The sequence below is a fragment of the Paraburkholderia solitsugae genome (genome assembly GCF_013177695.1).
GTDB lineage: Bacteria > Pseudomonadota > Gammaproteobacteria > Burkholderiales > Burkholderiaceae > Paraburkholderia > Paraburkholderia solitsugae.
The window spans coordinates 15,101-39,827 of record NZ_WOEY01000109.1; the positions used below are offsets into that span (position 1 = coordinate 15,101).

At 62.1% G+C, this 24,727-nt stretch carries 18 protein-coding genes; 14 read left to right on the forward strand and 4 right to left on the reverse strand.

Annotated elements, in window-relative coordinates; all coding sequences use genetic code 11:
* The first annotated feature begins 10 nt into the window (after window positions 1–10).
* Window positions 11–3,064, forward strand: coding sequence for an efflux RND transporter permease subunit (locus GNZ12_RS27485; RefSeq protein ID WP_172315329.1), 3,054 nt, complete (start codon window positions 11–13; stop codon window positions 3,062–3,064).
* 32 nt (window positions 3,065–3,096) lie between these two features.
* On the opposite strand, the gene GNZ12_RS27490 is transcribed toward GNZ12_RS27485, so the two are convergent.
* The gene (locus tag GNZ12_RS27490) at window positions 3,097–3,732 is read right to left on the reverse strand and encodes a cytochrome b (protein WP_235993907.1); all 636 of its coding nucleotides are present in this window, start codon (window positions 3,730–3,732) and stop codon (window positions 3,097–3,099) included.
* Between the two features lie 286 nt (window positions 3,733–4,018).
* On the opposite strand from GNZ12_RS27490, the gene GNZ12_RS27495 reads away from it, so the two are divergent.
* The 8 genes from GNZ12_RS27495 to GNZ12_RS27530 all read left to right on the forward strand — a co-directional run bounded on the left by GNZ12_RS27495 (window position 4,019) and on the right by GNZ12_RS27530 (window position 13,531).
* Window positions 4,019–4,723, forward strand: coding sequence for a hypothetical protein (locus GNZ12_RS27495; RefSeq protein WP_172315358.1), 705 nt, complete (start codon window positions 4,019–4,021; stop codon window positions 4,721–4,723).
* Between the two features lie 190 nt (window positions 4,724–4,913).
* Window positions 4,914–5,234, forward strand: coding sequence for a pyrimidine/purine nucleoside phosphorylase (gene ppnP / locus GNZ12_RS27500; RefSeq protein WP_074288437.1), 321 nt, complete (start codon window positions 4,914–4,916; stop codon window positions 5,232–5,234).
* Between the two features lie 404 nt (window positions 5,235–5,638).
* Window positions 5,639–5,968, forward strand: coding sequence for a TfoX/Sxy family protein (locus tag GNZ12_RS27505; RefSeq protein ID WP_172315330.1), 330 nt, complete (start codon window positions 5,639–5,641; stop codon window positions 5,966–5,968).
* A gap of 438 nt (window positions 5,969–6,406) precedes the next feature.
* Window positions 6,407–8,095: a long-chain-fatty-acid--CoA ligase gene (locus GNZ12_RS27510; protein ID WP_172315331.1), complete on the forward strand. Its 1,689-nt coding sequence runs from the start codon at window positions 6,407–6,409 to the stop codon at window positions 8,093–8,095.
* 433 nt (window positions 8,096–8,528) lie between these two features.
* Entirely contained in the window at window positions 8,529–10,091 is a 1,563-nt protein-coding gene (locus tag GNZ12_RS27515) for a DHA2 family efflux MFS transporter permease subunit (protein WP_172315332.1), read from the forward strand.
* Window positions 10,092–10,193: 102 nt separating this feature from the next.
* On the forward strand, window positions 10,194–10,631 hold the full coding sequence (locus GNZ12_RS27520) for a MarR family winged helix-turn-helix transcriptional regulator (RefSeq protein WP_172315333.1): 438 nt from the start codon (window positions 10,194–10,196) through the stop codon (window positions 10,629–10,631).
* Between the two features lie 54 nt (window positions 10,632–10,685).
* Complete coding sequence (locus tag GNZ12_RS27525; protein ID WP_172315334.1) at window positions 10,686–12,194, forward strand: efflux transporter outer membrane subunit; 1,509 nt, start codon at window positions 10,686–10,688, stop codon at window positions 12,192–12,194.
* 35 nt (window positions 12,195–12,229) lie between these two features.
* The gene (locus tag GNZ12_RS27530) at window positions 12,230–13,531 is read left to right on the forward strand and encodes an HlyD family secretion protein (RefSeq protein WP_172315335.1); all 1,302 of its coding nucleotides are present in this window, start codon (window positions 12,230–12,232) and stop codon (window positions 13,529–13,531) included.
* Between the two features lie 5 nt (window positions 13,532–13,536).
* Here GNZ12_RS27530 and GNZ12_RS27535 read toward each other — a convergent pair whose 3' ends face one another.
* Entirely contained in the window at window positions 13,537–14,301 is a 765-nt protein-coding gene (locus tag GNZ12_RS27535; protein ID WP_172315336.1) for an SDR family oxidoreductase, read from the reverse strand.
* Between the two features lie 139 nt (window positions 14,302–14,440).
* On the opposite strand from GNZ12_RS27535, the gene GNZ12_RS27540 reads away from it, so the two are divergent.
* Window positions 14,441–15,358, forward strand: a complete 918-nt coding sequence (locus tag GNZ12_RS27540; RefSeq protein WP_172315337.1) for a LysR family transcriptional regulator — start codon at window positions 14,441–14,443, stop codon at window positions 15,356–15,358.
* On the opposite strand, the gene GNZ12_RS27545 is transcribed toward GNZ12_RS27540, so the two are convergent.
* Window positions 15,355–17,262, reverse strand: a complete 1,908-nt coding sequence (locus GNZ12_RS27545) for a cytochrome c biogenesis protein DipZ (RefSeq protein WP_172315338.1) — start codon at window positions 17,260–17,262, stop codon at window positions 15,355–15,357. The two genes, GNZ12_RS27540 and GNZ12_RS27545, sit on opposite strands and share 4 nt — an antisense overlap.
* Window positions 17,263–17,468: 206 nt before the next feature.
* On the opposite strand from GNZ12_RS27545, the gene GNZ12_RS27550 reads away from it, so the two are divergent.
* Both GNZ12_RS27550 and GNZ12_RS27555 read left to right on the forward strand, forming a co-directional pair.
* A complete protein-coding gene (locus tag GNZ12_RS27550; protein ID WP_172315339.1) occupies window positions 17,469–18,215 on the forward strand; it encodes a response regulator transcription factor in 747 nt (248 codons plus the stop codon).
* The gene (locus tag GNZ12_RS27555; protein ID WP_172315340.1) at window positions 18,212–19,705 is read left to right on the forward strand and encodes a sensor histidine kinase; all 1,494 of its coding nucleotides are present in this window, start codon (window positions 18,212–18,214) and stop codon (window positions 19,703–19,705) included. The genes GNZ12_RS27550 and GNZ12_RS27555 overlap by 4 nt, the downstream gene beginning before the upstream one ends.
* 52 nt (window positions 19,706–19,757) lie before the next feature.
* On the opposite strand, the gene GNZ12_RS27560 is transcribed toward GNZ12_RS27555, so the two are convergent.
* Window positions 19,758–20,612 (reverse strand): helix-turn-helix transcriptional regulator, encoded by an 855-nt coding sequence (locus GNZ12_RS27560; protein ID WP_172315341.1) that lies wholly within the window; start codon window positions 20,610–20,612, stop codon window positions 19,758–19,760.
* A 115-nt stretch (window positions 20,613–20,727) separates the two neighbouring features.
* Between GNZ12_RS27560 and GNZ12_RS27565 the strand changes: the two genes are divergently transcribed.
* Together GNZ12_RS27565 and GNZ12_RS27570 are read left to right on the forward strand one after the other, a co-directional pair.
* Window positions 20,728–21,624 (forward strand): SDR family oxidoreductase, encoded by an 897-nt coding sequence (locus tag GNZ12_RS27565; RefSeq protein ID WP_172315342.1) that lies wholly within the window; start codon window positions 20,728–20,730, stop codon window positions 21,622–21,624.
* 301 nt (window positions 21,625–21,925) lie between these two features.
* Window positions 21,926–24,682, forward strand: coding sequence for a UPF0182 family membrane protein (locus tag GNZ12_RS27570; RefSeq protein WP_172315343.1), 2,757 nt, complete (start codon window positions 21,926–21,928; stop codon window positions 24,680–24,682).
* The last annotated feature ends 45 nt before the right edge of the window (window positions 24,683–24,727 follow it).

Below are 24,727 nucleotides of genomic sequence, written 5' to 3' on the forward strand. Positions count from 1 at the left end.
AGAGAGCGCGATGACATTCACCGATCTCTTCATCCGGCGGCCCGTGCTGGCATCGGTCGTTAGCCTGCTGATTCTCGTACTCGGACTGCGCTCGCTTGCCGCGCTGAAAGTCAACCAGTATCCGCAGACCGAAAACGCCGTCGTGACGATCAGCACGGCCTACTATGGCGCGAACGCCGACACCATCGCCGGTTTCATCACACAGCCGCTCGAAGCCGCGATCGCCCAGGCGCAAGGTATCGACTACCTGTCTTCAACGAGCAGCACCGGGGTGTCGACCATTATCGCGACGCTGCGCCTGAACTATGACGCGAACCGCGCGCTGACCGAGATCAACACGCAGATCCAGTCGGTGCGCAACCAGTTGCCGCCGCAGGCGCAGCAGCCGGTGCTGACGGTACAAGTCGGGCAGACCACCGACGCCATGTACATGGGTTTTTACAGCAACGTACTGCCGAGCAACAACGTCACGGACTATCTGCTGCGTGTCGTCAAGCCCAAGCTCGATTCGATCGAAGGTGTGCAGACGGCCGAAATTCTTGGCGGCCGCCAATTCGCGTTGCGTGCGTGGCTTGATTCGGCGCAGCTCGCCGCGCACGGCGTGACGGCGGCCGACGTCTTCACGGCGCTCGGCAACAACAACTACCTCGCGACGCTCGGCACGACGAAGGGGCAAATGGTCAGTGTCGACCTGAATGCGGGCACCGACCTGCATACCGTCAACGACTTCAAGCAACTCGTCGTGAAACAGAAGAACGGCGCGATCGTGCGCCTCGAAGACGTCGCGAACGTTGTGCTCGGCGCCGACAGCTACGATTTCAACGTCGCGTTCAGCGGCAAGCGTTCGGTGTTCATCGGTATCAAGGTGGCGCCGGACGCCAACATTCTCGATGTCGCCAAACGCGTCAAAGCCGTCTTTCCCGGGCTGCAGAAGCAGTTCCCGACCGGCATGACGGGCGATATCGTTTATGACGCGACCGATTTCGTCAACACAGCGATCGTCGAAGTCATCAAGACGCTGGTCGAGGCGCTCCTGATTGTCACCGCGGTCATTTTCCTGTTTCTCGGCAGCTTCCGCGCCGTCATCGTTCCGCTGATCGCGATGCCGTTGTCGCTCATCGGCACGTTCTTCGTGATGCAATTGCTCGGCTATTCGATCAATCTGCTGACACTGCTGGCGCTGGTGCTCGCGATCGGGCTCGTCGTGGACGACGCGATTATCGTCGTCGAAAACGTCGATCGCCACATGAAGGAGGAAGGCAAGACGCCCTTCGACGCCGCGCTGATCGCCGCGCGCGAACTCGGTGGGCCGATCCTCGCGATGACCATTGTGCTGATCGCCGTGTATGTGCCAATCGGTTTTCAGGGCGGCCTGACGGGCGCCCTCTTCACCGAGTTCGCCTTCTCGCTCGCCGGTGCGGTGACGGTGTCCGGCGTGATCGCGTTGACGCTGTCGCCGATGATGTGCTCGCGCTTCTTCCGCGCGGAGCAGGAGTCCGGCCGCTTCGTACGCTTCGTCGACCGCCAGTTCGAACGCGTCCATCGTGGCTACGGCCGTCTGTTGCACGCGACGCTCGACACCTGGCCCGTGTTCACCGTGATGGGCGCGCTGCTGCTCGCTGGCGCGGTCTACCTGTTCATGACGTCGAAATCGGAGCTGGCGCCGCAGGAAGATCAGGGCATCGTGCTGTCGCAGATCCAGGGGCCGCCGAACGCGACCATCCAGCAGATGCAGACGTATGCGGACCAGGTCTTCGACATTTCCAAAGCGTTGCCTGAATACTCGCAGATGTTCCAGCTCACCGGTGCGCCGACGCTCAACCAGGGGATCGGCGGCGTGCTGTTCAAGACATGGGATCAGCGCAGCAAAGGTGCCACCGTGTTGCAGCAGGAGTTGCAGCAGAAATGGAATCAGATTGCCGGTGCACGCGTCGCGGCGTTCCAGTTTCCGCCGCTGCCGGGCTCGCAGGGGCTGCCGGTGCAGTTCGTGATTAGCACGACCGAGCCTTTCGAGAATCTTAACGAGGTGTCACAGGCGGTCCTGCAGAAAGCGAGAGAGAGCGGGATGTTCTTTTTCGTCGACAGCGATCTCAAGCTCGACAAGCCGGAAGCCACGCTCATCGTCGATCGCGACAAGGTCGCCTCGCTCGGCCTCTCGCAGAGCGACGTCGGGCAAGCGCTCGGTTCGGCGCTGGGGGGTGGCTATGTCAACTACTTCTCGATCGCCGGACGCTCGTACAAAGTGATTCCGCAGGTGCTGCAAACTGACCGCCTGAATCCTTCGCAAGTGCTCGATTACTACCTGCGCACGCCGGACGGCAGTGTCATGCCGGCTTCGACGATTGCGCACATCGAACACAACGTCGTGCCGGAATCGATCAACCACTTCCAGCAGCTCAACTCAGCGACAATCTCGGGCGTGATCGTGCCCGGGGTGTCGCAAGGCGAAGTGCTCGATTTTCTGCGCAAGGCGACCGCACAGGTGGCGCCTGCGGGATATTCGGCGGACTACTCTGGGCAGTCGCGGCAGTTCGTGCAGGAGTCCGGTGGTTTCGTCATTACGCTGCTGTTCGCGACGATCATCGTGTTCCTCGCACTCGCGGCACAATTCGAAAGTTTCCGCGATCCGATCGTGATCCTGATCTCAGTACCAATGGCGCTCTTCGGTGCGCTCATCTTCATCAACATCGGCTTGACGACGCTGAACATCTACACGCAGGTTGGGCTCGTCACGCTGATGGGGCTCGTCAGCAAGCATGGCATCCTGATCGTCCAGTTCGCCAACGAGTTGCAACGGGCCGGCAAAGCGAAGCGTGAAGCGCTGGAGGAAGCGGCGAGCGTGCGGTTGCGTCCGATTCTGATGACGACCGCGGCCATGGTGCTCGGCGTCGTGCCACTTGTGATCGCATCCGGCGCCGGTGCGGCGGGCCGCAATGCGATGGGACTCGTGATTTTCACGGGGCTGTCGATCGGCACCCTCTTTACGTTGTTCGTGGTGCCGGCGATGTATATGTTTCTCGCCGCCGATCACCATCACGAAGCGAGAGCGCCGAGAGCCAGTTAGTTGGCGTGCAAGAACACCTCAGCAGACCCTGCTCAAAGCATTCTTCGCAGCACGTCGTTACGCGCGATCAACTGGTGCTTGATGACCGCGAGCACGTGCAGCGCGACCAATCCGGCCAGCAGTGCGCAACTTGCGCGGTGCACGGTGAAGAGTTCGTCGGTCAGCGCGCCTTTCGGGAAAGGCGTGTGAATCTCGATCAGGCCGAAGAACGAATAGCCGTTCGGGACCATCAGGAAGCCGCTCGCCAGCACGGCAAAGATCGTTGCGTAAATCAAACTGTGGACGCCGTTTGCCAGCGAACGCTGCCACGCGGACGTATTGGGCAGCGCGCGAGGCTCGACCCGGACGAACTTCCAGATTACCCGTAGCGGAAAGAGCACGATCAGTACCGTAGCGATCGACATATTCAGTCGCGATAGAAAATCGTGTACCGCACCGCCTCCAATTCGAGCCAGCGTGTAGCCCGCTACGCTCGTATAAATAATGACGGCCGCGAAAACCCAATGGAAAAATCGCGTGAGGCCATCGTAGCGATCGAGGGCTCGCTCGCGCTTCGGCTGATATGTGTCACGCGCACCAAGCCGACCGGTCTGCGCGGCCGCGGCGCGCGGCTCCCCTGCATGATCACAGCCCTGTGTTGCCGCTCGCGGCATCCCGTTCACAGACATGTCCAAGTCCAAAGTCGTTAAGCCGTTTCGAAACACAGATGCGCGCTCCGCGCATTGCTTGTTGTTCAGGGAGCGCTGTCCGCGCTCAGCGTCGGCTCATCCACTCTCCATGCTGCAGCGCATCGTACCTATCGTGCATACGGTCGTCAATGAAAATGCAAATGACAATCATCCTCATTTACAAGAGCCTTTACGTGCCTTTCATCGGGCTTGCCGCCGAGGTAATCCTTGGAATCGTTACAATCGTGCGGATGAATCCCCCCTTCAACCGCATCGCGCGTCAGACATGCTGACCTCCTATTTCTGGAGTGGCGAAACCATCCGCAGCCGACTCGTGAGCGACATCGTGCTAACCGGCACGCTCGACGTGCCTGCGCCCCCTCCGCGTCTGCTTGCAGATTGGGAAAGGGAGATAGCGTCGAACGTGGTCCTGGAGCCTGGGGACGTCGAGGTCATGCCATTGGCGCGAGCGCGGGCGCGCTGGCCGGACTACACGCGCTGCGTGCAGGCAGTGTCCGATTGGACTGGCGCGCTTGGACTGCCTGCGGTGCTTGCTTCCACTGACGTAGCCCTGATGGCCTGCCGCGGCGCGAGGTACCACCATGACGGTGCGCAATATGGCGGTGCGGCCTTCTGCAATCTCTTCCTGAGCGAGGACAGGGGTCTGGATTTGCATTTCCCCTCTTTGGGCCATCGCATTCCGCTGACCCGGGGAACGACTGTGATATTCGATACGGGCCAGCCTCATGGCGTCATTCTGCGTCACAGCAGCGGCTTTAATGCGGCCGACTTCGCGCCGGACCAGGATTACGTTCAGATATTCCTGACCTGGGAGCTTCCCATCGAAGATCCCCACGTTGGGCACGCACTGAAGGTTGCCTTCGACGTCGCCCCTTCGACCGCGTTGGAACTGGACGAAGAGCAAGTCCGGCTGAACGGCGAACCGGTCGTTGTATGCCCAGGTTCTGGCCGTTGGTGTCCGGTCGACTAATTGTCCAGGTCATACCGCGGTGTGGCCCTGACCGGCACGCGGGTCACCGGCTGACGCCGCCGACCGCCTGTATGATGGCGGACTTGCGCCCGACCGAAAGCTCGCGCAGGCGGTCCGCCAGATCGCGCACCGCCCGCTGCCGCTACGCGGCGCAACGCATCCATTCACGTTGACTCAGAGGAAGACCGCCATGACGGCCGCAACACAATTCGATCAAGTTTCCGTTATCAAACGTGCCAACGTCTACTTCGACGGCAAGTGTGTCTCGCACACCGTTCTCTTCGCCGACGGCACGCGCAAGACGCTTGGCGTGATCCTGCCCGGCGCGCTCAACTTCGGCACCGACGCGCCGGAGTTGATGGAAGTGCAAGCCGGCCAATGCCGCATCCGCCTTGAAGGCAGCGACGAGTGGAAGACGTATGGCGCGGGCGAGTCGTTCTCGGTACCCGGCAAGAGCCGCTTCGATATCGACGTGATCGACACGCTCGACTACGTCTGCAGCTATCTGTAAAGACGGACGGGCGCATGGCGCCCGTCCTTTGCCAAATGTCACAGCAGACTCCAACCTGGTTGATCGGAGTCTGATCGTGCGAGCAATCCAATAGTCATTCGCATTCCCGGACATTTGATCTTGCACTTCGGTCGTGCCCGGCTTCGGGATCGATTGGGTGCCGCCCAATGATTCATTGAAGCGGATGCGCACAACGCGCGCCGCTTAACTCAGGCGTTAGATTCCCAAAACAGGGAGAACATCTTGGCCGCAAGAATTCTCATGGTTCTTAGTGCGAGCATTATGTTTACGCTCGGCGTCGTCCACCTTGTCTATACGTTCTGGGGGCCCAAGCTCACGCCCCGTGACCCCGCGCTGCAAATCAGCATGAGCCATGCATTGCGCTATCGCGGGCCTAAAACATCGTGACGCGCGATAGAGGCCTGGAAGAAATACTGAACGACGAACTCATGTCTGAGCCGGATCTCAAGGAGAAAGCGATGTTCGGTGGTTGGGCGTGGCTCGTCAATGGCAACCTCTTGTGCGGCGCCCGTGATGATGGAATGCTGGTGCGATTAGGCAAAGACAATGACGGCTGGGCGCTGCAAATAGCGGGTATCGTTCCAATGGTCTCGCGCGGCAGGCAAATGCACGGCTGGGTGCGCGTCGCCCCGGAAGTGTACGGAAATGATGTGCTACGCCGGAAATTGCTGGAATCGGCGCTTACCTTCGTCAGGTCCTTGCCCACAAAATAGTGTGACGCCTAGCTTCGCTTCAATCTAACGGCGCTGAATAACCGCTTTGTGGACGACCAAGCGTCCCTCATGGGTCGCCTTGATTCGCCGAAGTCCGTAACAGGCTTAGATAACGGACTCGGTTTCCTACTTTTATGCGCCGAGCCGATCAGCACGCATGCCCGGCCTGTCATTCATATGGCAATTGCGTTGCTGATCGTCGTTTCCGCCTGATACCTTCTCCCCCGCCATGCGCTCGCAAGCCAGCCGCCAACGCCGACACTGTGGCGCATGGATAGTCTCAGGCGTACTAAGCTTAATGCGGCATTGACCGCACAAGTGAAGCGTGACAACGCCCTCCGTTTGACTCGTCATACAAAACAGACGCCACGGCCAAGGCGCCGACTTAACGGCATCGACCGTTGAAGAGAACCGAAGCGGGCCATATAGGAGGAAGACGTGAACTATTCGCCATACTGGCCCGACGGCCTTGCGCATCATCTGTCTTCGCCACAGCCTTCGCTGTACGAAAACCTCGAAACCTCTGCCCGCCGATATCCCTCAAAGATCGCGCTTCACTACTACGGCGGCGCATTGAGTTACGCGCAATTGCGGCAAGAAGTAGAGGCGCTGGCAGGCTTTCTGCAGCGTCAATGCGGTGTCATGGGTGGCGATCGCGTCGCGCTGTATATGCAGAACAGCCCGCAATACGTCATCGGCTACTACGCAATGCTGCGAGCCAATGCCGTGGTTGTGCCGGTGAATCCGATGAACACGACTGCCGAACTTCGGCACATTATTGAGGATTGCGGTGCCAAGGTCGTTTTACTGGGTGAGGAGATCTACGAGAATGCACGGCCCCTTCTCGGCGACGCGCTAAGCCATGCAATCGTGGCGCGCTATGCCGACTATCTTGCTGACAGTACCGACCTGCCGCTACCGGCCGTGGTGACTGAGGCCGCCCCCAACCTCGATGTCTACCCCGAGTTCTCCGCGGCTGACGCGCCGAAAGCCGTGCGCTGGCGCGCCGCACTTGGCGCCGCTGAGCAGCCGTCGCCGTACGTCGCATCGCCCGAGGACCTCGCAGTGATTCCCTACACGTCAGGCACCACCGCTGCCCCGAAAGGATGCATGCACACCAATCGCAGTGCAGCACACGTCGTCGCGGCCTCTGTGCAATGGTGTGATTTGTCGCCTGACTCGGTCGTCTTGTGCGCGATGCCGCTGTTTCATGTCACCGGCATGCAGCAATCCATGAATGTGGCGATCTCTCTTGGTTCGACCATGGTTGTGATGACGCGATGGGACAGCCGGTGTGCCGCTCTACTGATCGAGCGCTATCGCGTCGGGTTCTGGATTGCCATATCGACCATGATGGTTGACTTCATGAGCTTGCCCGATCTCGAGCGTTTCGACTTGAGTTCCATCGAGCGCCTGGCTGGCGGTGGCGCCGCCATGCCGAAGGCATTGGCAGAGCGCATTGAAGCCCGTTTCGGGGTTCCCTATATGGAGGGCTATGGGTTGTCCGAGACCATCTCGGCGACTCACATCAATCCGCCGCAGCGCTGCAAGCTGCAGTGTCTTGGCATACCGATTCAGGATACCGAATCAATCGTGGTCGACCCCAGCACGCTCGAAGTACTCGGCCCGCAGGTAACGGGCGAGATTCTGATTAGTGGCCCGCAGGTGTTCAAGGGTTACTGGGGACGCGCCGATGCCACGCGCGAGGCCTTCGTCGAGGTCGACGGGATACGTTATCTGCGCACTGGCGACCTCGGCTACATCGACGAGGACGGATACTTCTTTTTCGTCGACCGGCTAAAACGAATGATTAATGCGTCCGGTTATAAGGTATCGCCTGCGGAAGTCGAGACTTTGCTGTTTGGACATCCTGCGATTCAGGAAGCCTGTGTCGTCGCAGTTCGCGACGCGCGCAGTGGTCAGGCCGTGAAGGCATTCGTGGTCGTACGCGCCGGCGCCGATGTATCAGCCAAGCAGATCATTGAATGGGCACACGAGCATATGGCCTCGTACAAGGTACCCCGGATCGTCGAATTCGTCCCTGCGCTGCCCCGGACAGGTAGCGGAAAGGTCCAATGGCGACTGCTGCAGGAGCGGGAAAATGCGTCTCCCTCGCTTGCCAACTAACCCATGCTGACACGAGAGGTACCGCGCTGGGTGGGCGTTCTGCGGGGTGAACGCCGCCGCGTACTTGCAGCCACCTGGGGAGATTCGGGTCGCCTCGGCTGCCGTGTTTCTGAGGAGTAAGGGGTTGCTCGTTAAGGCCTGAGCAGCGTGGTGCGGACACATGCCCCAAGTCTGGACGCACCACACACTCGACACCGCACCACAAAAAATTCTTGCATATATCTGCATCGTCAGATAATGTTGTATCAGCAATAACCCGCAACGAACTATTCCATGGACGCTGTCCGCCTACGCCGGCTCCCGGCGCGGGCCTCCGGGCAGACTTCCCGGAGGAATGGCGTTGTATTTTTTTATTTAAATAGCTGACAAGTCAGATAAATTCGGTTACCGGCAGATGGGTAGCTGACCTCAGGATCAACTCACAGGACGCAAGATGAACCCGTCGACACACCCCGGCGCCCCAGCGCCCCTGACCGGTGCCAAGTTCGCACTTGGCACGTTCGCCGTGGCACTCGCCACTTTCATGAACGTGCTGGATTCGTCGATCGCCAACGTGGCGATTCCGACGATATCGGGCAACCTGGGCGTCTCCGTTGACGAGGGCACCTGGGTCATCACGCTGTTCGCCGCGGCCAACGCGATATCGATTCCGCTGACCGGATGGCTCACGCAGCGTGTCGGGCAGGTCAAGCTGTTCGTCTGGGCAATCCTGCTGTTCGTCTTTTCATCCTGGCTGTGCGGCCTGGCCCCCACCCTGCCGGTGCTGCTTGCCGCGCGCATCGTGCAAGGTGCGGTGGCCGGCCCGCTCGTGCCACTGTCGCAGGCGATGCTGCTCGGCTCGTTTCCGAAGGACAAGAGTTCGAGTGCGCTGTCGCTGTGGGCGATGACGGCCACCGTCGGGCCGATTGCGGGGCCAGCGTTAGGCGGCTGGATTACCGACAGCTACAGCTGGTCGTGGATCTTCTACATCAACATTCCGGTGGGGCTGTTTGCCGCCGGCACGATCTGGACGATCTACCGTGACCGCGAAACACCTGCACGGAAATTACCGATCGACAAGGTGGGACTGTTCTCACTGATCGCGTGGGTCGCGTCGCTGCAGATCATGCTCGACAAGGGCAAGGATCTCGACTGGTTCAACTCCCCGGTAATCTGGGCGCTGGGCGTGTTCGCCCTGATCAGTTTCGTGTTCTTCCTGATCTGGGAATTGACTGAAGAAAAACCGATCATCAACCTGCGGCTCTTTGCTGGTCGCAATTTCCTGGGCGGCACGGTGGCAATTTCGGTGGCGTATGCGGTGTTCTTTGCGAATCTGGTGATCCTGCCGCAGTGGATTCAGGGCTTTCTCGGCTACCGCTCGGTCGATGCGGGGCTCGTGACCGCGCCACTCGGTATCTTCGCGGTGATTCTCGCGCCGGTGATGGGCAAGATCATGCCGAAGTCGGATATGCGCGTGCTGGCGACGCTGGCCTTCCTCGGCTTTGCAGGCGTGTTCTTCATGCGCTCGCTTTACACAACGGGCGTCGCCCCCTATACCCTGGTGCTGCCCACGCTGCTGCAAGGCATTCCCACCGCCCTCTTCTTCACGCCGCTCACCGCGATCATCCTGGCGGGACTGTCACCCGACAAGATTCCGGCCGCTGCGGGTCTGTCGAACTTCGTGCGGATCTTCGCCGGCGCGGTCGGGACATCGCTGTTGAGCACCGGCTGGAACAACCGGACGATCCTGCATCATGCGCGACTGACTGAACAGGCGAGCGTGAACAACCCGACCTTTGTCGACGCCATCGCCAACCTGCAGACGACGCTCGACGTCAGCACGGCCAAAGCCATGGCGTTCTTCGAATCATCGTTAAACAGCCAGGCGTCGATGCTCGGCCTGAACGATATCTTCTGGCTGTCGGGGGTCATCTTTCTCGTGATCATTCCGCTGATCTGGGTGACGAAGCCCGGCAAGGGCGCGAGCGCGGGCGCAGCGGGCGCCGGTGGACACTGATCAATGCGCGGTAAGACACCCGTCGCAAAAAATGGGAGCGAAAAAATCTTGACAGTATCTGACTATGCAGCTATTGTGCTTATCAACGAACAGGAGAGCGCGATGGGTCACTACACGAAGGAGAATTTCATGCTTACGCAAAGCGTCGGCTTCATGCTGACCAAGGCGCGCAACATGATCACGGCAGATATGGACGCCGCGCTCAAGGACCTTGACATCAGCAGCCAGCAAATGGGCATCCTGCTTTCGCTCACGCGCGGCATCGCCACTACGCCGTTCGAACTGTCGAAGTTGCTTGGCATCGACACGGGGCTCATGACGCGCATGCTGGACAAGCTGGAAACGAAGGGTTTGCTGGAACGTTCGCGCAGCGTCGACGATCGCCGCGTGGTTAATCTGACGCTGACGGACAAGGGCGAGGAAGTCGCGGCCCAGATTCCGGAAGTCGCGCCGCACGTGCTGAACGAACACCTGAAGAAGTTCACCAAGGCCGAGTTTGAAGAGTTGCGTCGCCTTCTTCGCAAGTTCATCGGCGAATGAGCCGTGCGGAGCCGATCCACATTTTTTTTGTTCAATTATCTGACAGGTCAGAAAATGAATGAGCAGACTTATCAAACCGGCAGCGCCTCCCGCGTGATGAAACTGGGCGTGTCCGTGATCTTCGCCGCCGTGCTTTCCGCCTGTGCCAACTATGCCGGCATTCACAGCGACAAGCAGATGGCCAAGCCGCAACAGTACGACACCACGCAGAGCGTGCCGGCCGAGGACGGTCACTGGCCGGCTTCGGACTGGGCCGACCAGTTCGGCGACGCACAACTGAAAGCGTTGCTCGAAGAAGCCCTCAAGGGTAGCCCGACGCTCGAGCAGGCCCGCGCCCGGGTCGCCCAGGCACAGGCGTTCAGCGAAACCGCGAAGGCCAGCACGCTGCCGCACGTCGACGCGGACTACTCGCTCACCCGCCAGCAGTACAGCAGCACCGCACTCGTGCCGCCGCCCTACGCCGGCTCCTGGCAGACGGAGAACAAGGGCCTGTTGACCGCTTCCTATGACCTCGATCTGTGGGGCAAGAACCGGGAGGCACTCAAGGCGGCCGTATCACAGCTGCAGGCAAGCCAGGCTGATGCCGAAGTCGTCAAGCTCACACTGAATACATCGATTGCCCGCACCTACAACCAGTTTGCCCGGCTGTATGCGCTGCGCGACATCGCGCAGCAGGAGGTCGCACGCCGCGAACAGATCGACCGCATCACGGCTGGCCGTATCGCGACCGGACTCGATACCGAAGTGGAACGTAAAACCGCACAGGCGAACCTCGCCACGAGCCGCGCCAATCTCTCGGCGCTCGACGGCAGCATCCTGACCACCCGTTATCAGTTGGCTGCGTTGCTCGGCGAAGGTCCGGATCGCGGTCTGTCGATCGAGCGCCCGACGCTCGGCGTGGGCGATGAAGTACGTCTGCCGGACAACCTGCCGGCGGATCTGGTGAGCCGCCGTCCGGACATCGTCGCCGCCCGCTGGCGCGTCGATGCGCTCACGCACGAGGTGAAGGAAGCCAAGGCCGAGTTCTACCCGGACATCAACCTGAGCGCCGCCATGGGCCTCGACGCGTTCGGCTTCGGCCGGCTCCTCACCGCCGCGAGCCGCACGGGCTCGGCGGGCGCCGCGATCCATCTGCCGATCTTCGATGGCGGTGAATTGCGCGCGCAACTGAAAGGCCGTTATGCCGAATTCGACTATGCCGTGGCCGGCTACAACCAGACGCTGATTACCGCGCTGACCGACGTTGCCACGCAGCTTGCGCAGATCCGTTCGAGCGATGTGCAACTCGTCGATGCGCAAGCCGCACAGGAAGCCGCGCAGAGCGCCGACGAACTGGCGATCACGCAATACAAGGCCGGCCTGACCAACCAGCTGACCGTGCTCAATGCCGACATGAATGCGCTGCATGCCGATCAGGCCGTTGCCGATCTGAAGATGGACCGCCGCGACCAGCAGATCGCGCTCGCCTCCGCACTCGGTGGCGGCTACGTCGACACCTCGGTCGATCAGACCCGTCGCGCGGACGCTGCCGCGCAATCCAGCCCCGTCATCGCCGCACGTTGATACGGCACGTTCGCACACCTGTCAGGAGAACTGAAATGAGCGATACCATCACGTCCGACCACAAGACGGCGGATATCGAAGCAGTCGTCGATAACACCAGCAGCTCACCGGCTGCCCCCGCGGACAACGCGCCGAAAGCGACCCCGCCCGGCAAGCGCAAGCTGCTGCTCACGCTGCTCGCCATGGCCGTGGTGGCAGCGGGCGCGGCATACGGCGCGTACTACATGACGTACGCCCGCTATCACCAGTCGACTGACGATGCTTACGTCAGCGGCAATCTGGTGCAATTGACGCCGCAGGTCACGGGTACTGTAGTGGCGGTCAACGCGGATGACACGCAGATCGTCAAGCAAGGCGACCCGGTCGTCACACTCGACGGCGCCGACGCGAAAGTCGCACTGCTGAACGCCGAAGCGACGCTCGGCCAGACCGTTCGGCAAGTCAGCGGTCTTTACGTCAACAACAATTTCTATGCAGCAACAGTGGCCCAGCGCGAGTCAGATCTCGCTCGCGCCAACGACGATCTGCACCGGCGTGAGGCGGTCGCAGGCACCGGTGCGGTGTCCGCCGAAGACATTGCCCACGCGCACGATGCGGTGAACGCGGCCCAGGCCGCGCTCGACGCCGCCCGGCAGCAGGGCGAAGCCAACCACGCGCTGACCGACCGCACGACCATCGAACAGCATCCGGATGTGCAGGCTGCAGCCTCGAAGGTGCGCGACGCCTATCTGAACTACGCACGCATTACGCTGCCGGCGCCTGTCACCGGCTATGTCGCACGCCGTTCAGTGCAGGTGGGCCAGCGCGTCGCGCCCGGTACCCCGCTGATGGCGATCGTGCCGCTCGACGGCGTCTGGGTCGACGCGAACTTCAAGGAAGGGCAGCTCAGGCGTATGCGCATCAGCCAGCCTGTCACGCTGACTTCCGATGTGTACGGGTCGAGCGTCAAATACCACGGCCGCGTGGTCGGCTTCTCGGCAGGTACGGGCAGTGCCTTCGCCGTGCTGCCGGCGCAGAACGCCACGGGCAACTGGATCAAGATCGTCCAGCGTCTGCCGGTACGGATCCAGATCGACCAGCGTGAACTCGAAGCGCATCCGTTGCGTATCGGCCTGTCGATGCAGGTCGACACCGATACCCGCGACAATTCCGGCACGCAGCTCGCCGCGGCAATCAACACGACCTATCACACCGATGTATTTGCCCAGTATGGGGCGCAGGCCGATGCCGAGATCGCAAAGATCATTGCCGAAAACGAGATGGTGTCGCACGCGGGCGCCGCGAAATCATCAGCCAAAAGCGTTGCGACGCGCGATCAGGCGCGCAACGCCGGCTGAGGACTTCAGGTACGCGTAATCGACGCGCCGCCATCGACTAGCGAAGCGGTACCGGTCACGAAGGACGAATCATCGGACGCAAGATAAAGCACCGAGCGGGCGAGTTCTTCCGGCCGTGCGACCCGCTTGAGCGCATGCAATCCGGTCACGAAAGCCTGCGACTCGGCGGTGTCGTTCATGCCGCGATACATCGGCGTATCCACGGCGCCGGGCAAAACAGCGTTGACGCGCACCCCTTGCGGTCCATACTCGGCAGCCAGCGCCTGCGTCAGTCCAATCAGCCCGGCCTTGCTCGCCGCGTAGGCCGCGGTGCCCGGGAAAGCGAACGAGTAGCCAACGAACGTCGAGGTGAAGATGATCGATCCACCTCCTTGCTTCAGCATTTCCGGGATCTGGTGCTTCGCACCCAAAAAGGCGCTCGTGAGATTGGTCGCCAATGCGGCCGACCAGCCTGCCTCCGATACGCCCGTGGTCGGGCCCATTTCGCCCAGCGTGCCGGCGTTGTTATAGGCGATGTCAAGGCGGCCGAAGCGGCTGACGGCGAGCGCGACCAGCGCTTTCGCGAAGTCGTCTGACTGCACGTCGCCCGCCAGAAACGCGACCTCACCGCCTTCGCTGACGATCTCGGCAGCGAGGGTTTCAAGTTCAGCTTCGCGGCGCGCCGCGATCACCACTTTTGCGCCTTCCGCGGCAAACAGTTTTGCGGTGGCACGGCCAATTCCTGCACTGGCACCGGTCACGATGGCGACTTTTCCTGTCAAGCGTTCCATGTTCAATCTCCTACTGCGGTTTGTTGGCCAGCGCCCAATGCCTTGGTCCATGTGATGCAATATAGGCTTCAGCTTCACATGCAGGAAGGCACAAAACATGGGTATATCATTCAGTATTTGCGAATGATCGGGGAAGGACATGGATCGACTGCGCGCTTTTGAAGTCTTCGTGACCGTGGTGAGCCGTGGCAGCTTTACGCGCGCCGCCGATGCGCTGGAGACGTCACCCGCCAACGTGACCCGCTACGTGAACGAGCTGGAAACGCATCTCGGCACGCGCCTGCTGAATCGCACCTCACGCAAGCTTTCGCTCACCGAGGGCGGCGAGACCCTTTACGCCCGCTGCAAATCCATCCTCGACGACGTCGCCGAGACGGAGGGGCTGGTGTCGTCTGCGTCAGTCGAACCGCGCGGCCGGCTGCGCATCAATGCGCCTGTGAGTTTTGGCATTCTGTATCTGGCGCCGCTGTGGCCCGAGTTCATGCGAAAGTACCCCGGAGTGGAACTCGACGTTTCGCTGATTGACCGGGTCGTCGATATCGTCGAGGAAGGTTACGACCTCGCCATTCGCATCTCACGCGCCGGTTCAACTAGCCATGCAGCCCGCAAGCTGGCGACATCGCGAAACATCCTGTGTGCGTCGCCAGCCTATCTGACGCGTTACGGATACCCGGCAGCGCCAGCGGACCTGGTTGAGCATCGCTGCATCGGCTACTCGTATGCGGCCACCGGCAACGAGTGGCAACTGATCGACAGCGAGCGCAAGGCTCACACCGTGAAGGTCAACTATCACATGCATACCAACAATGGCGATACGGCGCGCGCGGCAGCGCTTGCTGGGCAAGGCGTGATCTGGCAGCCCACGTTTCTGGTCGGCAACGACCTGCGCGCCGGCAAGCTCATTCAGCTATTGCCTGACTATCGCCTGCCTGACATCGACGTACTGGCGTTGTACCCGAGTCGTCGGCACCTGAGTGCCAAGATTCGCGCGGTGGTCGATTTCCTGGTCGATACGTTCGGCGGTGTGCCGCCATGGGATCGGACTGAAGCGGATTAACCAAACGTAAACGCATACGCCTGCACGCCGGGATCGAGAAACTCGATCGAGAACGTGTGATCGGCGACCTCGCCGGTCTGCCGCACGAGTTGATAAAGACGCTGTTCGGTCACGGTGCCGCTGCCGTCGGCGGCGACGTCGGTACCGTGCGCGGCGCCCGGTGCGGCACCATCCACGCTCACGCGAAAGCGAACCGGCTTGCCGTCCTTGCCCGGACCCAGCACGAGGTGCAGATCGCGTGCATGAAACCGGTAGACGATGCGACCCGACGCGGCCGCGAGCGTCGCATGTTCGGCGCCCACCTTCCATGTGCCCGCCAGCCCCCAATCGTTGACGGCGGGCTGTGATGGTGCCGAATAGGTGTGCACCTTGTCCTCTGCCTCACCGCCGGGCGACGCAAAATTCTCCGCGCGCTGGTAGCCGATATAGGTTTCCGGCGACTGCATATCGGCGTTGTCGGCCGCTGCCTGCACACCTTGCGCGCTCGTACCCGCAATGCCGAGCGCGACCTTCGACGCGCTTGCATGACCCGCTTCAGCCAACAGTTGCTGAATCACCTTTTCGGACTCCGCATAGTCGCCTTCGCCAAAATGGTGATAGCGAATCTGCCCTTTCGCATCGACGAAATAGTGCGCCGGCCAGTACTGATTGTTCAGCGCGCGCCAGATCGCGTAGTTGTTGTCGATGGCGACGGGATAGTCGACGCCGAGGTCGTGGACGGCCTTCTTGACGTTGTCGATATTGCGCTCGAACGCGAATTCCGGCGCGTGCACCCCAATCACGACCAAACCCTGATCCTTATATTTCTGCGCCCACGCTTTGACGTAGGGCAGCGAACGCAGGCAATTGATACACGAGTACGTCCAGAAGTCGACCAGAACGACCTTGCCACGCAGGTCCTGAACCGTCAGCGGCGGTGAATTCAGCCATTGGACGGCGCCGTTCAGCGTCGGCAACACGCCTTCGACGGGCAACGGGGCTGCGCCGCCCGGTGCGCCTTGCGCGGCGCGCATCATCGCGCCTGAGTCGACGGTGGCGGTTGTATCGGCGGCGGGGTTGGCCGTCATCACGGCATCGCTGCCCGCTGCATGGGTCGGTGCATTGGCCGCCTCGTTGGTCACCGCATTGGTCGCGCTACCCGCTGCCACCGGATTGGCCGGCGTCGCACCTGGCGAAAGCTTGTCCACCAGTTTCTGTTCGAGACCACCGGTGGCGATGGTCGATACACGCGCCAGCACGCCCGTGTCGAGTCCGAGCGCAATCGCCACCACGCCGCATAGCATCGCCGCACCGATCCCGCGGCGGATCCATTCGCCGGCACCCAGCGAGCGCTTCATCGCCGTGAACACGCGCCCGCCGATCAGCAGCGCTACCGCAAGCGAAGTCGCGGCACCGGCCGCATAGGCGACCAGCAACAGCGTGGTGCCGACGCTGGCGCCCCGCAGTGCCGCACCGGTCAGCACCAGGCCGAGAATGGGACCGGCGCACGGCGCCCACAGCAGGCCGGTCGCGATGCCCAGCAAAAATGACGAACCAGCGGACGAACCGGCACGACCCTGCTGACCGTCTCTCTGCGCGAAGTTCGACAGGCGATTGCCGGCGCTCACCAGCGGGCGCATCAAATGATCGGCGAAACGCGGCAAGAGCAGCGTCAGTCCGAAGACGGCGAGCAAGGCGATCGCGAGCCAGCGGCCATACTGGTTAGCCTGGGTGACCCAGCCGCCGCCCACGGCGGCCAGGGTCGCGACGATGGCGAACGTCAGCGCCATGCCCGCGAGCAACGGCAAGCCGCTGCGCACGAACGGCTGATCGGCGCGCGCGAAAACGAACGGCAGCACCGGCAGAATGCACGGACTGAGAATCGTGAGGGCGCCACCGAGATAGGCGAGAACGATGAGTAGCATGTCGGTTCCGGGCGTGGGTGCCAGTTGTTGATGAAAGTGGCCCTATCCTAGAGCGCAGGGGATGTCGAAGTCCTCACGAAAAGTTAAATTAAATGTGATAACTCGCAGCCCAAAAATTTTGCACAATGGCGCAACGGCGCGCTGTTACCGGAGCCCGTTCTTTCCAACGCTGTGAACCACGCCCTCACCCACGTCTAAAGCCCGCCATGGACCACCCGAAGCGCATCCTGATCGTCGAAGACGACGTCGACATCGCCAACGTGCTGAGTCTTCATCTGCGCGACGAACGCTACGAAGTCGTGCACAGCGCCGACGGCGACGAAGGGCTGCGCCTGCTGGAGCAAGGGGGCTGGGACGCGCTGATCCTCGACCTGATGCTGCCCGGTGTCGATGGTCTGGAAATCTGCCGGCGCGCCCGTGCAATGACACGCTACACACCCATCATCATCACCAGCGCACGTTCGAGCGAAGTCCACCGGATTCTCGGTCTCGAACTCGGCGCCGACGACTACCTGGCCAAGCCGTTCTCGGTCCTCGAGCTGGTGGCGCGCGTCAAGGCGTTGCTGCGGCGCGTCGAAGCCATGGCGAAAGACTCGCGAATCGATGCGGGCAGTCTGCAGATTGCCGGCCTGACGATCGATCCGCTGACGCGTGAGGCCACCGTCGACGGCAAGCCCATCGAACTGACGCCGCGTGAATTCGACCTGCTCTATTTCTTCGCGCAGCATCCAGGCAAAGTGTTTTCGCGGATGGACCTGCTCAACGCCGTGTGGGGCTATCAACACGAAGGCTACGAACACACCGTCAACACCCACATCAACCGGCTGCGCGCGAAGATCGAGACTGATCCCGCCCAACCCGAGCGCATCCTGACGGTCTGGGGGCGCGGCTACAAGCTGGCGGTGCCGGGCGACCCACCGGCGCCCGGCAGCCCACATCAGGACGCGCCGTGAATCTGACACTGACCCAGCGACTTTCGCTCGTGTTCTCCGCGCTGTTGCTGGCGTGCTGCGGCGCGTCCGCGTGGCTGCAGATCCGTTCGAGCGACCTGCACGAAAAGGAAGTCGTGCAAAGCCTGTCGCGCAGCCTCGCCGACCATATCGCGCACCGCACGACCCTGATGGATGCGAACGGCCTGCGTCCCGATGCGGTGCGCCAGCTATTCGGTCAGTTGATGATGGTGAATCCGAGCGTCGAGGTGTACCTGCTCGACAACCAGGGGCGCATCAAGGGCGACGATGCCCCCGCGGGCCACGTCAAGCGCGAGCAGGTGGATGTCGCGCCCATCCGGCAATTCATCGCCGGCGATGCGTTGCCGATCCTCGGCGACGACCCGCGCAGCCTCGACGGAAAAAAGGTGTTTAGCGCCGCACCGCTGCAACTGAGCGGCCAGCAACCCTCGGGCTATATCTATGTCGTCCTGCTTGGCGAAGCGCACGACGCGCTCGCCGCCCGCGTGGCCGCCAGTTCTGTTCTGCGCACCACGCTGTGGTCGATGGCGCTGGTCGCGCTGCTCGGTTTGCTCGCGGGCTTGACGGCCTTCGGCCTGATCACGCGGCCGCTGCGCCGCCTGACCGACGCCATGCGCCGTTTCGATGCCGACGGCGAGCCCGACACCCAGCCGGCCGTGCCGCGCTCGGCACCGGCCGGACAGCGCGACGAAATCGCCGTGCTAGAGACAACGTTCGCGCAGATGGCGAACCGCATCGGCGACCAGTGGCGTGCGCTGACGCGTCAGGACCAGCAACGGCGCGAGCTGATCGCCAATATTTCGCACGACCTGCGCACCCCGCTCACCTCGTTGCACGGCTACCTGGAGACGCTGTCGCTCAAGGCCGATACACTCGGCGAAACGGAGCGCAAACGCTATCTGGCGATTGCGCTGGCGCAAAGCGTCAAGGTCGGGCGGCTCGCGCAGGCGCTATTCGAACTGGCCCGGCTCGAACACGGCAACGTGCAACCCGCGCTCGAACAATTCTCGCTGATCGATCTGGTCCAGGACGTCTTCCAGAAATTCGAGTTACCGGCCGAGGCGCGGCACATCCGGCTGCGAGCCGGCATTCCGCCTCGCTTGCCGAACGTCTGTGCCGATCTCGGCATGATCGAGCGCGTGCTGACGAACCTGCTCGACAACGCGATTCGCCACACCCCCGCCAACGGCGAGATCGACGTCGATCTCGCGCACAAGGACGGCAAGGTGTCGATCACGGTCAGCGACACCGGTCCCGGCATTCCAGTGGAGCAGCGCGAAGGCCTGTTCGAACGCCCGTTCAGCTCAGGCGGCGCACATCGCGGCGGCGGACTCGGCTTGCTGATCGTGCAACGGATGCTGCAATTGCATCACAGCCAGATACGAATCGTCGAACGCGACGGGACCGGCACGACGTTCTGCTTCGAGCTGCCGACTACGGGCAAACCGGCTGTCGCCGGCATTCCGTCCTGACTCATCGTGCGAACGCACCGCCGAGGTGACGGGTGACGAAGGATGTCCGGGCTCACTCCACCGCGATTGCCGGCGCTCTCTCGATCAGCGACCTGATCCGCTCCTGATCGACCGGTGTCGCCGGGTTGTAGACGATCATCTGAAGATCCGGCCGCCCGTCGACAGCGAACGACGAGTATTCCAGCGAGATGGGCCCCAGCACGGGGTGGCGCACGCGCTTGAGGCCCTCGCCGTGGGTCTGCACCTCATTGTCCCGCCACATGGCGGCGAACTCGGGACTTGACCGGCACAGTTCATCGACGAGCGGCGCCACCTCGGCGTCGGCGCCTGCGCGTGCGGCATCGACCCGGAAGGCGCCCACCACGAAGCGCGCCACGCTGGTCCAATCGAACTGCGCGGCACGGACGCGGGGATCGCAGAAGATCATGCGCAGGATATTGCGTTTTTCGGGAGGCAGGGTGCTGTAGTCGGTGAGCACGGTCGCGGCCGCGCGGTTCCAGGCAAGCACGTCCCATGTCGCAGTCCTGACGATGGCCGGGCTATAGGGCAGTGCATCGAGCAGACGCTGCAGCCGCGGTGTGATCGCATCACTGCCTCGGTAGCGGACTTCGGGCTGATGGCCGAGGCCGAGCAGAAACACATGTTCGCGCTCGACCTCGGTCAGCATCAGCGCCGTCGCGATGCGGTCCAGCACGTCCGCTGACGGATTGCCGCCGCGCCCCTGCTCCAGCCACGTGTACCAGGCCACGCTGATATTGGCGCGCTGCGCCACTTCTTCCCGGCGCAGCCCCGCCGTCCGCCGCCGCCCGCCGGAAATGCCGAAGGACGCGGGGTCGAGTTTCGTCCGCCGGCTCTTCAGATAGTTGCCGAGCCGATTGTCGCCGTCATTCTCGTTCGTCTGAGCCATGTGTAACCTGTTAGGACGTATACATGGATAACGTCACTACTTTAACAGGATGATTTTGCCTCGTACATTGTGCTTTGTCGATCGCCGATCGATTGATTGATTGGGAGAACATCACATGCGCGTCTTTGTTACGGGAGCCACCGGCTTCGTCGGTTCCGCTGTCGTCCGCGAACTGCTCGCGAACGGCCATCAGGTCCTCGGCCTCACCCGCTCGGAAGCAGGAGCGGCCGCGCTCGCCGCGGCCGGCGCCGAGGCGATCCATGGGTCGCTTACCGACCTCGACAGCCTGCGCCGGGGCGCGGCGGCCGCTGACGGGGTCATTCACACCGCCTTCAATCACGATTTCTCCCGCTTCGCGCAGAGCTCGGAAGAGGACAAGCACGCGATCGAAGTGCTCGGCAGCGTGCTCGAAGGCAGCGAGCGGCCGTTGCTCGTCACATCCGGCTGTGCGTTCCTGAGCAATGGCCGCATGGCGACCGAGGAGGATCGTCAGCCTGCGCCGTCCGGCCACTTTCCTCGCGCATCGGAGGCGGCGGCGGCGAGCCTCGCGGCCCGCGGCGTGCGGGCGAGCGCCGTGCGGCTGGCGCCGTCCGTTCACGGCGAGGGCGACCACGGTTTTGTCCCCCGACTCATCAACATCGCGCGCGAGAAGGGCGTGTCGGCCTATGTGGGTGACGGCCTCAACCGTTGGCCCGGCGTGCATCGCTTCGACGCTGCCCGCGTCTTCCGGCTCGCACTTGAGCGCGGCGCCATCGATGGTCCCTATCATGCGGTCGCCGAAGAGGGCGTGCCGTTCAGGGCGATCGCCGAGGTGATCGGTCGCCGGCTCGGCGTCCCCGTCGTCGCCAAGTCCCATGACGAGGCAGCCGCACATTTCGGATGGTTCGGCATGTTCATCGGCGCGGACCTGCCGACCTCAAGCGCACGGACCCGCGCCCTGCTCGACTGGACGCCCACCGGCCCGGACATTCTCGCCGACATCGACCAGCCTGGCTACTACGCGCATCCCTGACGTTCGACAAATCGGATTCTCACGTGAGGTCAACAACGTAACCACCGGCATTAGACGGTCTATGGGTCATCGAACGTGTCATCGACCTGGGTGATCTTCCACTCAACCGGCTTCGTGCCGCAATTGGGGGCAAGACGTGCCAGGAGGACTACAATCATCTATGGCCCTAATCATGTAATGGCTGTGCGCCGGCTTCGACCGGCGCATTGACAAACCGGTCACCCCGGTTCACGGCGGATCAGCGGTTTAAGCACGCCCGATCGCAGCCAGCCACGCGTGGCGTCCCGGCCAAGGAGGCGCGATGCGTTCGCAACCAGGCTCCCGCGTGCCATTCAGACGCACCGGAATTGCGGTTGCGGTCGTCGTGGGCTGCCTGATCGTCGCCGGGCGTATCACCGGCGTCGTGGTCGACTGGCTGTGGTTTTCTTCGATCGGTTATGTCGGCGTTTTCTGGACGACTGTCTCCGCCAAGGCGCTCCTCTTTGCCGCCGTGTTCGCAGCGTCGGCGAGCGTCATCGCCGCATCAGGGTTCCTTGCGCATCGTTACGCGAGGCGTCCCGGTAGCTGGCAAGTGGAAACGGCCCGTCTGTCGGGTACGCCGGAGTTCATCAGTGAACTGGCAGACCAGCTCGCACCGCGCATTCCCTGGCGCATCAGCATTGCCGGCAGCGCTATTGTCCTGGGGCTCCTCATCGCCGCCGGCGAAGTCTCCAACTGGGACCTGGTGCTGCGCTTCCTTCATCAGGTGCCCTACGGCGAACGCGATCCTGTCTTCGGCCAGGACATCGGCTTCTATCTGTTCTCGCTGCCCGCCTATCTTGCGTTCAAGAACTGGCTGCTGCAGTTGCTCTTTTGCAGTGCGATCGTTGCAACCGTGGTCTACGGGGTACGCGGCGACATCACATTCGAGCGGCCGCCGTGCCGACTCTCGGCCGCCGCTGCCGCTCATGGTTCCGCGCTACTCGGTGTGTTCTTCGTCCTGAAAGCCGGGTCCTACGCACTCGACCGCTTTTTGCTGCTCTACGACGATAACGGCGTCGTGGTTGGCGCCGGGTATACCGACATCCACGTCGAGCTTCCGGTCCTATGGGTGCTCATCGGCTTTGCCGGCGCCGCAGCCGTTGCGTCGTGGATCAATATGCGCCGGCGGGACTATCGCGTTCCTGCCGCTTCGCTGGTGCTGGTGTTCGGCACCTCGTTCGTGTTCGCCCTGATCTACCCAGCGCTGTTCCAGCGCCTCTATGTCAAGCCGAGCGAGCTGCAACTGGAGATGCCCTATATCCAGCACAATATCGCGCTAACGCGAATGGCCTACGGCCTCAACCAGATCGCGGTCAAGCCGTTTCCAGCCGAGCAGCAATTGAATCTCACCTCGCTCGAAGCCAATCGCGCGACCATCGACAACATTCGGCTGTGGGATGTGCAGCCGCTGATGGATACCTACGCGCAGTTGCAGGAGATCAGGACTTACTACAAATTCCTCTCCGTCGACATCGACCGCTACCGGCTCGACGCCGGTTACCGGCAGGTGATGCTGTCGGCCCGCGAACTGGAGCCGTCGATGCTTCCCGCGAACGCCCAGACCTGGGTGAACCTGCACCTCCTGTTCACGCACGGCAACGGCGTCGTGATGTCGCCAGTCACCGAAAAATCGACGGAAGGTTTGCCCTCCTTCTATCTGCAGGATATTCCACCCGTCGCCCACGGCGGGCCCGCCATTCGCGAGCCGCGTCTGTATTTCGGTGAAGGGGGTGAAGGCTACGTCATCGTAAAGGGCAGCGTCTCCGAATTCGACTACCCCAAGGGCAAGGACAACGTTTACACCACGTACAGCGGGACCGATGGCATTGCTATTGGCAGCACCACGCGCCGCAGCCTCTTCGCCTGGCAGTTCGACGATCCGAACATCCTGCTAACCGACTACGTCACGAACACTAGCCGCATCCTGCTGCACCGTAACATTCAGGACCGGGTGCGCACGATTGCCCCGTTCCTCAGCCTCGACCATGATCCGTATCTCGTCACCAGCAACGGGCGCCTTTTCTGGATGCAGGACGCCTATACGACAAGCCCCTGGTTCCCCTACGCGCAGCCGGGTTTCGGCGATGGCGCCAATTACATCCGCAACGCAGTCAAGGTGGTGATCGACGCGTATAACGGCACGGTTGATTTCTATGTAAGCGATCCTAATGATCCGATCATACGGACTTACCAGCGCATCTTTCCGGGTCTGTTCAAGCCTCTCGCGGCGATGCCCAGAGACCTGCAACAACATATCCGCTACCCCGAAGACCTGTTCCAGATTCAGGCGCAACTTTATCGGGCTTACCACATGGACGCGGCGGAGGTCTTCTACAACCGCGAGGATCTCTGGCAATTCCCGCGTGAACTGATCGGCATTGATGGTGGGAACAGTCCCGGCACGCCGATGACGCCCTACTACATGATCATGCGGCTGCCCGACGAAGCGCGCGAAGAGTTCGTCCTGATACTGCCGATGGTGCCCAGCCAACGCGACAATATGATCGCGTGGCTCGCGGCGCGTTGCGATCCACCCAACTACGGCAAGCTCATTGTCTACGCGTTCCCGAAGGACAAGCTCGTCTATGGGCCGTTCCAGATCGAGGCGCGCATTCAGCAGAACACCGAGATTTCGCAGCAGATTTCGCTGTGGAACCAGATGGGTTCGCGCGTCATTCGCGGCCATCTTCTCGTCGTGCCGATTGAAAACTCCATTCTCTACGTCTCGCCGCTCTACTTGCGCGCGGAGTCGGGTCAGTTACCCGAATTGAAGCGGGTCATCGCCGCATATGGGGACCGGGTTGTGATGGAAGAAACGCTGGGCGGGGCGCTCGCGGCGCTCTTCAAGGAAAGCGCCCCGCTCGCCTCGCCGCCTCAGGGCACGGCGGACGCGCGTGCCCGCGAGGCGCTGGCACACTATGACCGTGCGATCGAGCGATTGAAGGCGGGAGACTGGAGTGGTTTCGGCGCGGAACTGGATGCGTTGCGGCCATTGCTCGAGGCGCTGGGTGGCGGTCGTACGGAGGGACAGAAGTGAATCGACAGGCACGCCCGCTTAAGAAAGCGCACGTGCCAGCGCCTC

Excerpts from the sequence above, each read along its gene's own strand:
- GNZ12_RS27520 (WP_172315333.1), top strand. The coding sequence starts at position 10,194 with ATGGGTCACTACACGAAGGAGAATTTCATGCTTACGCAAAGCGTCGGC.
- GNZ12_RS27565 (WP_172315342.1), top strand. The coding sequence starts at position 20,728 with ATGCGCGTCTTTGTTACGGGAGCCACCGGCTTCGTCGGTTCCGCTGTC.
- GNZ12_RS27530 (WP_172315335.1), top strand. The coding sequence starts at position 12,230 with ATGAGCGATACCATCACGTCCGACCACAAGACGGCGGATATCGAAGCA.
- GNZ12_RS27495 (WP_172315358.1), top strand. The coding sequence starts at position 4,019 with ATGCTGACCTCCTATTTCTGGAGTGGCGAAACCATCCGCAGCCGACTC.
- GNZ12_RS27545 (WP_172315338.1), bottom strand. The coding sequence starts at position 17,262 with ATGCTACTCATCGTTCTCGCCTATCTCGGTGGCGCCCTCACGATTCTC.
- GNZ12_RS27550 (WP_172315339.1), top strand. The coding sequence starts at position 17,469 with ATGGACCACCCGAAGCGCATCCTGATCGTCGAAGACGACGTCGACATC.
- GNZ12_RS27490 (WP_235993907.1), bottom strand. The coding sequence starts at position 3,732 with ATGTCTGTGAACGGGATGCCGCGAGCGGCAACACAGGGCTGTGATCAT.
- GNZ12_RS27515 (WP_172315332.1), top strand. The coding sequence starts at position 8,529 with ATGAACCCGTCGACACACCCCGGCGCCCCAGCGCCCCTGACCGGTGCC.
- GNZ12_RS27560 (WP_172315341.1), bottom strand. The coding sequence starts at position 20,612 with ATGGCTCAGACGAACGAGAATGACGGCGACAATCGGCTCGGCAACTAT.
- GNZ12_RS27525 (WP_172315334.1), top strand. The coding sequence starts at position 10,686 with ATGAATGAGCAGACTTATCAAACCGGCAGCGCCTCCCGCGTGATGAAA.
- ppnP (WP_074288437.1), top strand. The coding sequence starts at position 4,914 with ATGACGGCCGCAACACAATTCGATCAAGTTTCCGTTATCAAACGTGCC.
- GNZ12_RS27540 (WP_172315337.1), top strand. The coding sequence starts at position 14,441 with ATGGATCGACTGCGCGCTTTTGAAGTCTTCGTGACCGTGGTGAGCCGT.
- GNZ12_RS27535 (WP_172315336.1), bottom strand. The coding sequence starts at position 14,301 with ATGGAACGCTTGACAGGAAAAGTCGCCATCGTGACCGGTGCCAGTGCA.
- GNZ12_RS27570 (WP_172315343.1), top strand. The coding sequence starts at position 21,926 with ATGCGTTCGCAACCAGGCTCCCGCGTGCCATTCAGACGCACCGGAATT.
- GNZ12_RS27485 (WP_172315329.1), top strand. The coding sequence starts at position 11 with ATGACATTCACCGATCTCTTCATCCGGCGGCCCGTGCTGGCATCGGTC.